Below are 13,428 nucleotides of genomic sequence, written 5' to 3'. Positions count from 1 at the left end.
AAGCCAAGTGGGATCAATCGCCCATAACAACGCCTTCGCGACGCGGGTCGGCACCGCCAAACAGCGTCCCATCCTCCAGCCTACGGATAGCCTGAAGCCCACTGGTTAGCTCTCTTTCACTGATGGTATGACCGTACTCCTCAAGCACTTCCAGGGTCGCTTCGGGGAAGCCTCCCTCTTCCAAATAAACATCGCCTCCCATGGTAATGGCGTGAGGCAAATTGAGCGCTTCTTGTGCACTCATCCCCCAATCACGCATCGCCACTAACGTGCGGGCGGTGTAATGAATAATAGCCGCACCACCCGGCGATCCCAGGCTTGCCACCAGTTCGCCCGACTCTTTATCGAAGACGAGTGTTGGGCTCATGCTTGAACGCGGACGCTTGCCAGGCTCAACCCGATTAGCAACCAGCTCGCCGTCCACCTCTGGGGTAAACGAAAAGTCGGTCAACTCGTTATTAAGCAGGTACCCACCCGGCAGCCCGGTTCCTCCATCGGCAAGGATGCGCGAACCAAACGCCTGCTCAATAGACGTGGTCATCGCCACGGCATTGCCTTCAGCATCAATAATACTGATATGGCTAGTGCCATATTCCGGCTGATCCGGCTGTGAGGCAAAGCTAACGTCAAGCTCACCAGGGTTTCCTGGCTCCGCACTATCGCCCATGCTGGTGTCGCCAATTAACTTACTACGCTCTGAAAGATAGTCAGGCGCCAGCATTAATGACCAGTCCCCACCCGGCGCCTCTACGAACTCAGGGTCCGCGATATAACGTCCGCGATCAGCGAAGGCCAGCCGAGAAGCCTCCAAAAACTGATGCAGCCAACCACTGCTGGATACGCCGTTATCCAAGGGTGCTTCCAACAACGGCTGCTGATCTAAAAGGCCCAGTATTTGCATAATGGTAATATGCCCAGACGAAGGCGGAGGGAATCCGCACACTTCCCACTGTTGCCATGGCGTACACAGCGGTTCCCGCTCAATTGTCTGGTAGCCGCCAACATCCTCAAGGGTCATGCTGCCTGGCCGCACCGGGTGGTTCTGTACACGATTTACTAAATCCTCAGCAATGTCGCCCTCATAAAAGGCCGCGCTGCCGTTGGTCGCAATTTGACGCAATATGCTCGCCAACGCCGGATTTTTTAACGTGTCGCCAACCGCTAACGGCTCGCCGTTAGGCTGGTAATAGAAGCTCTCGGCGAGCGGGTCACTACGTAACGCTTCATCATTGGCAAGGCTGGTGTGCAGCCGTTGACTAACAGCAAACCCTTCCTCGGCAAGCGTAATAGCGGGTTCAAAAAGCGCCTCCCAAGCCAACTGGCCGTGCTCTTTATGCGCCTGTTCCAACATTCGCACCGTGCCTGGCACACCAACAGAAAGTCCACTAGCTACCGCATCTGCAAAGGGCAGCGGCTCGCCATTTTCCATGAACAGCTCCCCTGTCACCGCACCAGGCGCTGTCTCTCGGCCATCGTAAGCCTGAACGTTTGAGCCATCATAGAACATTAAAAAAGCGCCACCGCCAATGCCGCTGGATTGAGGCTCGACCAGTGTTAATACCATTTGCACAGCGATAGCAGCGTCAATGGCATTGCCACCATTTGCCAACACCTGGTAGCCTGCATCCGTTGCCAACGGGTTAGCCGCCGCAACTGCAAACGACTCCGCCTCCCAGCCGGGTTTTTCCTCATACCCCGACCCAACTTCTGGCGTTATAGAGGGGGTTTCATAGCTAAACCCAAAGCTATAGACCGGCACTAACAGCAATCCTGATAGTGCTAATTTAATCCTTTTTGGGGACATTACACTGCCCTCTCGCATCCTAGGAAATATCAAGTAAGTAACCACACAACAGAATAGCCTATAAAACGCATGCGCCCGGCACAATGGCCGGGCGCAAAATAGCGGTTTACAGATCGACGTTAGGTGATTGTCTCGCCTGCCAACATAAACCACGTCTCAAGTACTGCATCAGGATTGAGGGATACCGAATCAATCCCCTGCTCCATCAACCACTTAGCCAATTCAGGGTGATCTGAGGGCCCTTGCCCACAAATACCCACATATTTGCCTTGGGCTTTACAAGCCTGAATAGCCATTGCCAACAACTTTTTCACCGCCGCATTACGCTCATCAAACAGATGCGCCACGATGCCTGAGTCACGGTCCAGCCCCAGCGTTAACTGCGTAAGATCGTTAGAGCCGATTGAGAAGCCGTCGAAGTGTTCAAGAAATTCTTCAGCCAACAATGCATTAGCAGGTAACTCGCACATCATGATCACTTTCAGCCCGCTTTCATCGCCGCGCTTCAAGCCGTTTTCTGCCAACAGATCAACCACCTGCTTGGCTTCATCAGTGGTGCGTACAAAGGGCACCATGATTTCGACGTTATCAAGCCCCATCTCGTCGCGTACGTATTTTAAGGCGCGACACTCAAGCTCGAAGCAGGGCCGGAAAGCGTCCGAGATATACCGCGAAGCCCCACGGAAGCCCAACATGGGATTCTCTTCGCCCGGCTCGTAAAGCTTACCGCCAATCAGGTTTTCGTACTCGTTGGACTTGAAATCAGACAAACGCACGATAACCCGCTGAGGGTAAAAGGCCGCTGCCAACGTGGAGATGCCTTCCACCAGCTTGTCCACGTAGAAAGTTACCGGGTCGGTATAGCCTGCGGTACGAAGGTCAATTACCTGCTGCAAATCAGCGGGCAGCGTTGCGTAATCCAGCAGTGCCTTAGGGTGAACGCCAATCATGCGATTGATGATGAACTCAAGCCGGGCAAGCCCTACGCCTGCGTTAGGCAGGCTGGCAAACCCAAATGCGCGATCAGGGTTGCCCACGTTCATCATAATCTTGAACGGGATTTCAGGCATGGCATCGACGCTTGAAACCTTGCAGTCAAAATCCAGCAGGCCATCATAAACGTGGCCGGTGTCACCTTCGGCACAGGAAACGGTGACATCGGTGCCTTCTCTGAGCTGCTGTGTAGCGTCACCACACCCAACCACCGCCGGAATGCCCAGCTCACGAGCAATAATCGCCGCATGGCAGGTACGCCCACCACGGTTGGTAACAATGGCTGAAGCCCGCTTCATAATGGGCTCCCAGTCTGGATCCGTCATGTCGGTCACCAGAATGTCACCGTCAAGAACCTTATCCATATCTTCCGGACTCATGACCACTTTGACCGTGCCGCTGCCAATGCGCTGACCAATCGCCCGGCCGGTAATCAGGGTACGGCCCTTCTCGCGCAGCTGGAAACGCTCTAACTTGCCGCCTTCCTGCTGCGAGACCACCGTTTCAGGGCGTGCCTGCACGATATAAAGCTTACCGTCGTCACCATCAAGCGCCCACTCAATATCCATGGGGCGCTCGTAGTGCTGCTCAATCGTCACCGCCTGACGGGCAAGATCCATCACCTGCTGGTCGCTAATACAGAAACGATTACGCTGATTAAGCGGCACATCAACGGTGTCGACGGATTTACCGGCGCTGGTTTCCTGGCCGTAAACCATCTTGATGAGCTTGGAACCCAGGTTACGCCGTAAAACCGCCGGGCGGCCAGCGGCTAACGTGCCCTTATGAACATAAAACTCATCAGGGTTGACAGCACCTTGCACAACCGTCTCGCCCAGCCCCCACGAGGCCGTCACAAAGACAGCATCGCGGTAGCCTGATTCGGTATCCAGGGTAAACATGACCCCAGAGGCACCCGTCTCAGAGCGCACCATTTTTTGGACACCCGCTGACAGCGCGACGTTTTCATGTGCATAGCCACGATGAACGCGGTAGGAGATTGCGCGATCATTAAACAGCGAGGCAAACACCTCGTGTACAGCGCGTTTGATGTTATCGAAACCTTCGATATTCAGGAAAGTTTCCTGCTGGCCCGCAAAAGAGGCATCCGGCAGATCTTCCGCGGTTGCCGAGCTGCGCACCGCTACTTTCAGCTGAGGGTGCTGCTCCTGCAGTTGCTCATAGGCCTGACGCAGCGCACTTTCAAAAGCGGGCGGCAGCGGCGTATCAATGACCCATTGGCGAATATTAGTACCCGCTTCGGCCAGTGCTTTAACATCATCAACGTCCAGGCGCGATAGCGTGCTGTTAATGCGCTCGTTAAGCCCTTCATGAGAGAGGAATTCACGATATGCGTGAGCCGTAGTGGCAAATCCACCCGGTACGGTTACCCCGGCACCCGACAGATTGGAAATCATCTCGCCCAGCGAGGCGTTTTTACCACCCACGCGTTCGACGTCGGCCATACCTAACTGATCGAACCACAGAATGTACTCTTCCACGCAACCCCCTCGCTTTAAGACGTTGATGCAATCTTTTAGATCGCCAATCATTGATCGTGTCACCCTATCACCGTGCCACCCTATTCGCCATTGGTCTAATAGCGAAGGGAGTGGAGGATTTTTACAACATAAGGCGTATACGGGCAGTTTATGTAGTCGCCTGGGGCGTTGTGCTTAGCGAACGCTCGGCACACAATAGCGTATCTATTATTTAATTGACGGGCGTGATTATGAAGCGGACAGCTTTCTTTATTTCCGATGGTACCGGTATTACGGCCGAGAGCCTGGGTCGCAGCCTGTTGGCTCAATTCAGCGATATTGAGATCAACATGCTGACCAAGCCTTATATCGATACGCTTGATAAAGCGGAAGCGCTTGCCCGGATTATTGAATCCACTGCCGCTCAAGATGGGCAACAACCGATCATTATCGATACCATCGTTGACCAGCAGATACGCGATGTAATTCGCCAAGCGCCGGGCTTCAAGGTGGATATCTTTTCTACCTTTTTGAAACCCTTGGAGCAGGAATTAGGCACCCACTCTTCTTACAGCGTGGGAAGAACTCACTCGATTGGCAGTGACGACGTCTATATGGACCGGATTCATTCGGTACACTTCGCACTCGATAACGACGATGGCGCCCGTACGCATCAATACGACAAAGCCGATATTATTTTAGTGGGCGTATCGCGCTGTGGCAAAACACCCACGTCGCTTTATTTGGCGCTTCAGTTTGGCATTCGAGCGGCTAACTACCCACTTACCGAGGACGACCTTGACGAAGACGGCACGCTCAAGCTGCCCAAGGTGTTAGCACCGCACCAGCGCAAGTTGTTTGGGTTAACTATTGATGCTCGCAGGTTATCCGCCATACGCAATGAGCGTCGGCCGAACAGTCGCTATAGCTCAATGGATCAGTGTCTGCAGGAAGTCGAACAGGCCGAAGCGCTTTACCGCATTATGCATATTCCGTTTATTGATGCGACGCGCTTTTCAGTAGAAGAAATTTCGACACGAATGATTGCCGAGACAGGCTTAGCGAGGCGCTTCTCCCCCCGCTAAACCAGCACTAAATGTACAACGCTAAAAATTACATGCCTTTGGGGGCGAAGATACCCGGGGCGTTACGCCAGTAGCCTTTGTAGTCCATACCAAAACCGAACACATAGCGGTCCGCGACCTCCAGGCTGCAGTAATCAGCTTTCAAGCCCGGCACCGCTTTGCGGTTATGTTGCTTATCCACCAGGACGGCAGTCGTAACGCTGGCTGCCTGAGCTTCTTTACAGTAAGCAAGAATTGCGGCGAGCGTCGATCCTTCATCCAAAATGTCATCCACGATGACGACGTGGCGCCCGGCCATGGGAATTTCAGGCGACACACGCCAGAAAAGCTCGCCACCGCGCAGCTCGTTGCGATAACGCGTGGCATGCAAATAGTCCACTTCCAGCGGAAACCCCAATCGGGTCAGCAGATGCCCGGTCGTAATCAAGCCACCGTTCATCACACAATAAAAAACCGGCAGTTTGTCCCCCAGGTCTTCAGTAATGGCCTCCGCCATGCGATCCAGCGCCCGCTCGACTTCTTCCTGAGAGATCAAGCAGTCTGCTGTTTCCATTAGCTGGCGCATTGAGTCCAATGACTCAAGCGCTTCTTTATCCAATTTGGACATGGGGTAACTCCCAAAAATGTAGCAATATTGCGAAAAGAAAATTCAGGTGGGGTTAGGGAAGTCCGCCAGCGCTTCTAGCCTGGCATGCGTACGTCGCCAACGCCCCAGCGCGCTCAGCGCATCCAAATCAGGTCGTGCACGGCCATAGCGGAGTTTCGCAGGGCGCTTATTGGCGATGCCCTGGCTGGCTTCAACGACCTCAAGCGCAGCGGCACGGTCGTTACACACCAGCAACATATCGCAGCCAGCGGCGAGTGCAGCAGCGGCACGCTCGCGTGGCGAGCCCGCTTCGTGAGCACCTGCCATACTTAAATCATCTGAAAAAATACAGCCTTTAAAGCCCAGCGATTCACGCAGCATCCCCAACCAACTGGGCGAAAAGCCCGCCGGGCGTGTATCAAATGCTCGATAAATGACATGCGCGGGCATGATACCATCAAGCTGGGGGGCTAGCTGTTCAAAGGGGACAAGGTCGCGCTGTTTAATTGCCTCCATTGAACGCTCATCAATGGGCAGTGCGACATGGGAATCCGCGGCTACGCCGCCGTGACCAGGGAAGTGTTTACCCACAGCGCCCATGCCCGCCTGATGTAAGCCCTCAACAAAAGCGGCGCCTAATTGAGCAACGTGCTCAGGGTCACCACTGAAACTACGGTCGCCGATGACGCTAGAAATCCCGCTATCCACATCAAGCACTGGTGCAAAGCTTAAATCCAGCCCACAGGCGGCCATTTCCATGCCAAGCAACCAACCTGCGTCCATGGCGAGAGAGCGGCCTTCTTCAGGGTCTTGAGCATAACGCTCACCAATCCGGGCCATGGCCGGTAAGCGGGTAAGCCCTTTTTTGATACGCTGTACGCGGCCACCCTCTTGGTCAACCGCCAATAAAAGATCGCCCCGTATGCGCCTTATATCGCTACACAGCTTGCGCACCTGGTAGGCGTCTTCCACATTACGGGCAAACAAAATCACGCCACCGACAGCAGGTTCAAGCAGCAAGCGCTTTTCAGCATTGGATAATTCAGGCCCTTCCAGGTCGAGCATGACCGGGCCAATAGGTTGAGTCATTAGCAGGGATCCAACAAAAGGGCCGATGATTTTAGACGATCAACGCACAGAGTCAAAAAAGCCTCTGCGTAAAGCCATTACAGATGGCTGCCATGTAGCCAAACAGGCGTTCCAGGCACGGCGCGCTCAAAGATATAAAGCAGGTCCTCGTTGCGCATACGAACACAGCCATGTGAAGCAGGTTTGCCCATCGGTTGATCGGGCGGCGTTCCGTGTACATAAATATAGCGGCGCTGAGAGTCAACCGTGCCTGCACGGTTAAATCCTCGCTCTAACCCACACAGCCATAAAATACGCGTCAAAATCCAGTCACGTGTCGGATGAGCGTCGGCCAAGTCACTTGAGAAAATTTCACCGGTAAAACGCCTGCCTCTAAATACCGCATTGACCGGCTGTTCATGGCCAATTGCCGCGCGAACATAGTGCCAGCCATGCGGCGTTTGGCCACTTCCTTCTTGCTGGCCAACGCCAGCGCCTCCAGTAGAGATAGCGCACTCAAAGTCTGGTGTTTGACCCTGCCACCAGCGCAGGATTTGTGCGCCGGTATCAATTTCGATCCAGCCGTCTTTTTTAGGTGGCAACTCAGCTAACAGGGGCGTTCGCATGCTGCGCTCCTTCAACCTCTTGCGGCAGTGGAGCATTCATGGCGGCAACGACCACAGGGCGCAAGCGTCGCACTAAATCACGCACAGTCACCTGCTCCTGATAATCCTTGGAGGCGATATCACGTAGCGCATCCAGCCCCGACAAGGTGAAAATGACCGTACCCAACATAAAGTGCAGCCGCCAAAAACGCTCGGCATCGGGTAAATCAGGGGTCGCCTTACGCACAAGCCCGGTAAAGCGGGTAAACACATCCCCATATTGCTCTTGAATATGGCGCCGTAAATGCCCCTGCGCTTGGCTATAGGCTAATCCCAATAAGCGCATGAAGACTTTCAAACTATCCCGTTCAGCAGGCACTGCCAGCACCGTGGTGGCCATTGTTTCAAGTAGCTCTTCCAGGGGGATGGCACGATCGGCGTAGTGGGCTTCAAGCTCATCGAGCGCACCATGAAAACGCTGAGTAAACGGGTCTAGATAGCGCGAGAATACGGCTTGGATAAGAGCTTTCTTGGAACCAAAATGATAATTAACAGCCGCCAGGTTTACTCGCGCTTTACTGGTAATGTTACGCAGTGACGTTTCAGCAAAGCCACGCTCTGCAAACAGCACCTCAGCGGTATCCAGAATGCGTGACACCGTGTCAGATTGTGCCATTATGGCCTCCGGAGAAACGAGTGTTTAAAACATGCCAGAATAGTAAGTCATATCTTAATCAGGCTCAATCACCCTTATTCACCGATTTTTTTAATTGGCTACCCTGCACATTAGCGTTAATTCAAACGTCTTACCGCTCACAGACAGTGTTTTAACAAGCTGCTTTTTTAACCATGTACTGGATAGAGCAACATACTGTATACTTAAACACATACTGATCAAGCAGACAGATACCGACTGTCTTTTATTGTTTATGGAGTTTGGTATGTCGCGGCCACTCACAGCACGTCAGCAACATGTTTTTGATTTTATAGTAAAAACCATGGGTGAATTCGGCTACCCTCCCACCCGCGCCGAAATTGCCAAGGCCTTGGGCTTTAAATCCCCCAATGCCGCTGAAGAGCATTTACGTGCTCTTGAGCGTAAAGGCGTTATCCGGATTATTCGCAATACGTCGCGGGGGATTCGCCTCCCCAACCAGGAAGTTCAGGACGTTAGCGAATTACCCGCCACCGTTGCAGCCAACAGCAATGATCTTCCGCCGATGGGCTTGCCAGTCATCGGTGAAGTGGCCGCTGGCAGCCCGATCCTTGCAGCGGAGCATATCGACCGTTACTGCCCGCTACACGCAGAATATTTCACCCCTAAAGCCGACTACCTCCTGCGGGTACGCGGTTTATCCATGAAGGATGTGGGCATCCTGGAAGGCGATTTACTGGCGGTGCACCGCACTGATCGTGTACGTGACGGGCAAATCGTCGTTGCGCGGCTGGAAGATGAAGTCACTGTAAAACGCTTTCAACGCCAAGGGTATCAGGTCATGCTGATTGCGGAAAACGCTGATTTTGCACCGATTGAAATCGACCTGCGAACCCAATCCCTGGATATTGAAGGCGTAGGTGTAGGCGTCATCCGTGGCGGTAATGGCCAAGCGCTAGGCTAATAAGCCGTTTGCGTGGAATTGGATTTGAAAAGCATCAAGGGGGTGGCCATTTTCATGACCACCCCCTTGTTTTGTTACTGGTTCAGCTTAAACAGTTTTTAAAACGCTTAGCTAAAGACAACGGTCTTATTGCCGTGGATCAAAACGCGGTCCTCCAGATGCCAGCGCAGGCCTCGCGCCAATACGGCTTTTTCTACATCGCGCCCAAAGCGAACCAGGTCGGTTGGCGTATGGCAATGACTCACACGATGAATATCCTGCTCAATAATCGGCCCGGCATCCAATTCCTCCGTCACGTAGTGGCACGTCGCGCCAATTAGCTTTACGCCGCGCTCATAAGCCTGATGGTAAGGCTTGGCGCCAGCAAATGAAGGCAAGAAGCTGTGGTGAATATTAATTACCTGCCCAGCATAGCGCTCACACAACGACGGGGGCAGAATCTGCATATAGCGCGCCAATACAATACAGTCCGCTCGCGCGTTATCAATAAGTTCCTGCACCTGAGTAAACGACTCTTCCTTATTATTCGGGTCCACCGGCACATGGTGATAAGGAATACCGTACCACTCAGCGATTGAGCGCATGTCTTCGTGATTAGAAATCACACCGGCGATATCACAATCCAGCTCACCTGCCTGCCAACGGTAAAGTAAATCCACCAGGCAGTGAGACTCACGGGAGACCATGAGGATGACGCGCCGACGCTTTTGAGTATCCATTAGCGCCCACTGCATGGAAAACTCTTGAGCAATTGGCTCAAAGGCGCTGCGTAATGTTTCAACGGACATGCCAAGCGAATCGGCCAATATCTCATAACGCATAAAAAAGCGGCCCGTTTGCAAGTCAGAATGCTGACTGGCCTCGGTGATAGAGCCGCCTTGTTGAGCAATAAATCCAGACACACGGGCAACAATACCCACCTGATCGGGGCAGGAAACGACTAAACGGTAATAATGAGACATGTGAAGTACTCTTGACGACCTACGAAATACAAATGACAAACCACTATTGGCATCGTCTATTGGCATAGTGCAACGGCGCCGCAAACAGCGGCTAAATAGCGACGCCGTAAATAACGGCTGCCTAGTGTACCGGAACCCTATTAACGAAGCACCGTTATCTAATGTCGGGGGTCATTGTTAGCCGCCCCTGCCTTCCCGTATAGTTAAGGCATTACTTTTTAGGCTTTTCATAACCGATGCATCCACCACGCGTTCAACTTCGTCCTCGCCGCCGCCCGCCTCTGCGCCTACTGCCGCTGGGTGGGTGTGGTGAAATCGGCATGAATCTAACGCTGTATGGATACGACGATCACTGGATCGCGGTCGACTGCGGCATGATGATTCGCCAGGATTTGCCTAACTCGCCCCTTCAGGTACCTAACCTGGGCACCGCCGAGGCACTGAACATAACGCCCCAAGCGTTATTTATAACGCATGGACATGAAGATCACATTGGCGCGGTTGCCTGGTTATGGCCCAAGTGGAACTGCCCTATCTATGCCACCCCACTTGCGGCAGGCCTCTTACGCGCGAAATTCGCTGAACACCAGCTAAGTAGCGCCGCGATTAAGATCATCGAGCCGGGCGAAGCAATGGAAACGGCGCCCTTTTCGGTGCGCTATTTGCCGGTTACCCATTCGATCCCTGAAAGCTGCGCGCTGGTCATCGTGACGGGCGATTACCGCATAATGCACACAGGGGATTGGAAGCTGGACCCAGAGCCGCTGATTGGCACGCCCATTAACGCGGCGCACTTTCGAGCGCTTGCCCCGATTGATTTAGTAGTAGGTGATTCAACCAATGCCCCTCTGCCTGGCCACTCCAGCAGTGAAGGCGATGTGGCTAAAGCGCTGGCTAAAAGCCTGAAGGAATGCAAGGGCCGCGTCGTGGTCTCCTGTTTTGCAAGCAACCTGGCACGCGTACTGGCCATTGGCCGGGCGGCTCATCAATGCGGCCGTCGGGTCAGTTTGATGGGGCGATCCATGGAGCGCATGGTGAGCATTGCACGCGGGCTTGGCTACATGGATGACTTCCCAGCGCTTGTCCCCCCCCATGATTTGGGCTATTTGCCCCCCGATGAAGTGGTGATTATCGCCACAGGTAGCCAAGGTGAGCCTCGTGCAGCACTGCAACGACTCGCCCAAGGGCGCCATCCGTTTATTGACCTTGAGCCTGGCGATAACGTCATTTTTTCTGCCAAAGCTATCCCCGGCAATGAGCGCCCCATTGAGCAGCTCAAAAAACGCTTGGTCCAACTTGGGGTCACGATCTTTGATGAGGTTAATCATCCAGAGCTGCACGCCACAGGCCACCCTGCGCAAGAAGAACTCATCACATTCTACCAGTGGATCAGGCCCAAATATTTGATCCCCGTGCACGGCGAAGCGCGCCACCAGCAGGCCCACCAAGCTATTGCAGACTCCTTGGGCATCAGCGCACCTTTAGCACCCGTTAATGGCGACATGATCGTTATGGACCACTTGGGACTGCACTGCGAAGCCTGCCACCCTCAACCGCCCTGTATCGTTAATCAAAATAGCGTTGTACCGCATCCGGGCCTGGAGGCCACCAAAACCACGACGCGCCGAGGCAGTTTATTTCTCGCTCTGCCTGTCGCGGCCAGCGATACCGGATGGTGGCGCATCGGTCGCTTGATGCTGGATAGCAGCAGCGCCAGCCCGCTCGACGAAGATAGCTTTAGCGAATGGCTGGACAATCAGTTGGAGGAGATTAAAGCGGATACGCTGGCTGATTTGCGCCTTGCGCTACAGCCACGCTTGATTCATTGGTTGGCGGACCACATGCAGCACATGCCCGAGGTCCACTTACAAATAATGGCCGCGGAAGCGCCTCTATAAACGCAACGAGGCGTAACCGAATCTTGTAGAACGCAGCGTACTCGCTAGGCGGGTACTGTAATAGCCTTATGACCAGCGCTCGGCATCTTGCCAATCGGTAGCGCGCTCTTTCACCCAATACTCACCCTTGGTGGAATGCTCCTTTTTCCAGAACGGCGCTTGGGTTTTTAAAAAATCCATAATAAAGTCACATGCTTCAAATGCTTCGCGCCGGTGGGCGCTCGCCACCAGCACCCTAACGATGGGATCCCCCGGCGCCAGGTAGCCCACCCGATGAACAATATAAACCGCTTGAAGCGCCCAGCTCTGCCACGCCTGTTCGCCTATCTGCTCCAGCGTACGCTCTGTCATGCCGGGGTAATGTTCCAGGGTAAGCCCGGTGACATCAGGCGACTCGTTAAAGTCCCGAACCAACCCTGTAAAACTGACAACCGCGCCAATATCGGTTCGCTGGGCGAGCGTCGACGCATAGCCATCGCCTAATGAAAAAGGCGCTGACTGGACTCGGACCTGGATATTCATCGTTTAGCCCCCTGTCACGGGTGGAAAAAAGGCGACTTCATCCTCGTCAGTAATCCGTGCGCTATCGTTGGCCATCACCTGGTTAATCGCACACAGCGTCCGCTGGTCGGTGAGCACGCTAAATCGCGTATCACGCTGGCTCAGCGCAGCCTTCAAACCCGCAATATCACGGCTCGGCACCTGGTCCAGATCAAGCACCGTATCACTCACACCGACACGTTCACGCAGCTCGGCTAAAAACTTCACCCGAACACAGGGCGAGGCGCAGCGTTCGCCTAATGTCACTTCGCCTGCCGTCCCCTCCCCCGTCACAATAGGGGCTTGCGGGCGAGCACTGCGCTGATAATCGCCACGTACGCCACCGCGTTTGCTTTCAAGCTGAACAGCGTCGATACACATATCCTTATCGACGGCTTTACACATATCGTAGAGCGTTAAACACGCGACCGACACCGCGGTAAGCGCCTCCATCTCAACACCCGTACGCCCATTTAATCGACACAGTGCCGTCACGTGGACACAGCCCTGCGCAGGGTCGATATCAAATTCAATGGAGACTTTGGAAAGCGCCAACGAATGACATAAAGGGATTAATTCATGGGTACGCTTCGCGGCCTGAATACCGGCAATCCGGGCCGTTGCAATGACATCGCCCTTGGGTAACTCGCCATCACTTAGCAGCTTCAGCGTTTCTGGCTGCATTAAAATCCGCCCCGAGGCGACGGCCTCACGACGTGTTTCGTGCTTATCACCCACATCGACCATATTAGCTTCACCACGCGTATTGAGGTGGGTTAGCTGCATG

The 13,428-nt window shown here is 53.9% G+C and carries 12 protein-coding genes; 3 read left to right on the top strand and 9 right to left on the bottom strand.

The window, feature by feature from the left end; translation table 11 throughout:
- Positions 1-13: 13 nt before the first annotated feature.
- Complete coding sequence (ggt, locus tag ACT3TC_RS13780) at positions 14-1,804, bottom strand: gamma-glutamyltransferase (protein ID WP_193054660.1); 1,791 nt, start codon at positions 1,802-1,804, stop codon at positions 14-16.
- Between the two features lie 119 nt (positions 1,805-1,923).
- A complete protein-coding gene (gene ppsA / locus ACT3TC_RS13775; RefSeq protein WP_444640401.1) occupies positions 1,924-4,299 on the bottom strand; it encodes a phosphoenolpyruvate synthase in 2,376 nt (791 codons plus the stop codon).
- 230 nt (positions 4,300-4,529) lie between these two features.
- On the opposite strand from ppsA, the gene ppsR reads away from it, so the two are divergent.
- Positions 4,530-5,363 (top strand): posphoenolpyruvate synthetase regulatory kinase/phosphorylase PpsR, encoded by an 834-nt coding sequence (gene ppsR / locus ACT3TC_RS13770; RefSeq protein WP_172118447.1) that lies wholly within the window; start codon positions 4,530-4,532, stop codon positions 5,361-5,363.
- Positions 5,364-5,391: 28 nt separating this feature from the next.
- On the opposite strand, the gene ACT3TC_RS13765 is transcribed toward ppsR, so the two are convergent.
- From ACT3TC_RS13765 to ACT3TC_RS13750, 4 genes are all read right to left on the bottom strand, one after another.
- On the bottom strand, positions 5,392-5,970 hold the full coding sequence (locus ACT3TC_RS13765; protein ID WP_087107361.1) for a hypoxanthine-guanine phosphoribosyltransferase: 579 nt from the start codon (positions 5,968-5,970) through the stop codon (positions 5,392-5,394).
- A 42-nt stretch (positions 5,971-6,012) separates the two neighbouring features.
- Positions 6,013-7,038: a beta-N-acetylhexosaminidase gene (gene nagZ, locus ACT3TC_RS13760; protein WP_172118445.1), complete on the bottom strand. Its 1,026-nt coding sequence runs from the start codon at positions 7,036-7,038 to the stop codon at positions 6,013-6,015.
- A 77-nt stretch (positions 7,039-7,115) separates the two neighbouring features.
- Complete coding sequence (locus tag ACT3TC_RS13755) at positions 7,116-7,643, bottom strand: L,D-transpeptidase family protein (protein ID WP_444640400.1); 528 nt, start codon at positions 7,641-7,643, stop codon at positions 7,116-7,118.
- Positions 7,621-8,298, bottom strand: coding sequence for a TetR/AcrR family transcriptional regulator (locus ACT3TC_RS13750; protein WP_172118443.1), 678 nt, complete (start codon positions 8,296-8,298; stop codon positions 7,621-7,623). The genes ACT3TC_RS13755 and ACT3TC_RS13750 overlap by 23 nt, the downstream gene beginning before the upstream one ends.
- A gap of 265 nt (positions 8,299-8,563) precedes the next feature.
- On the opposite strand from ACT3TC_RS13750, the gene lexA reads away from it, so the two are divergent.
- On the top strand, positions 8,564-9,241 hold the full coding sequence (gene lexA, locus ACT3TC_RS13745) for a transcriptional repressor LexA (RefSeq protein ID WP_444640399.1): 678 nt from the start codon (positions 8,564-8,566) through the stop codon (positions 9,239-9,241).
- A 107-nt stretch (positions 9,242-9,348) separates the two neighbouring features.
- Here lexA and purU read toward each other — a convergent pair whose 3' ends face one another.
- Entirely contained in the window at positions 9,349-10,203 is an 855-nt protein-coding gene (purU, locus tag ACT3TC_RS13740; RefSeq protein WP_172118441.1) for a formyltetrahydrofolate deformylase, read from the bottom strand.
- Between the two features lie 320 nt (positions 10,204-10,523).
- Between purU and ACT3TC_RS13735 the strand changes: the two genes are divergently transcribed.
- Positions 10,524-12,101 (top strand): ribonuclease J, encoded by a 1,578-nt coding sequence (locus ACT3TC_RS13735; protein WP_444640416.1) that lies wholly within the window; start codon positions 10,524-10,526, stop codon positions 12,099-12,101.
- A gap of 66 nt (positions 12,102-12,167) precedes the next feature.
- Here ACT3TC_RS13735 and moaE read toward each other — a convergent pair whose 3' ends face one another.
- Together moaE and moaC are read right to left on the bottom strand one after the other, a co-directional pair.
- Positions 12,168-12,623: a molybdopterin synthase catalytic subunit MoaE gene (moaE, locus tag ACT3TC_RS13730; protein ID WP_444640398.1), complete on the bottom strand. Its 456-nt coding sequence runs from the start codon at positions 12,621-12,623 to the stop codon at positions 12,168-12,170.
- Between the two features lie 3 nt (positions 12,624-12,626).
- Positions 12,627-13,427, bottom strand: coding sequence for a cyclic pyranopterin monophosphate synthase MoaC (gene moaC, locus ACT3TC_RS13725; RefSeq protein ID WP_172118439.1), 801 nt, complete (start codon positions 13,425-13,427; stop codon positions 12,627-12,629).
- Position 13,428: the final 1 nt, after the last annotated feature.

Source organism: Halomonas sp. AOP27-A1-41 (genome assembly GCF_052378605.1).
Classification (GTDB): Bacteria; Pseudomonadota; Gammaproteobacteria; order Pseudomonadales; family Halomonadaceae; genus Vreelandella; species Vreelandella citrativorans.
Note: the sequence above shows the minus strand (reverse complement) of the source record. Positions and strands in the feature narration are given on the sequence as shown.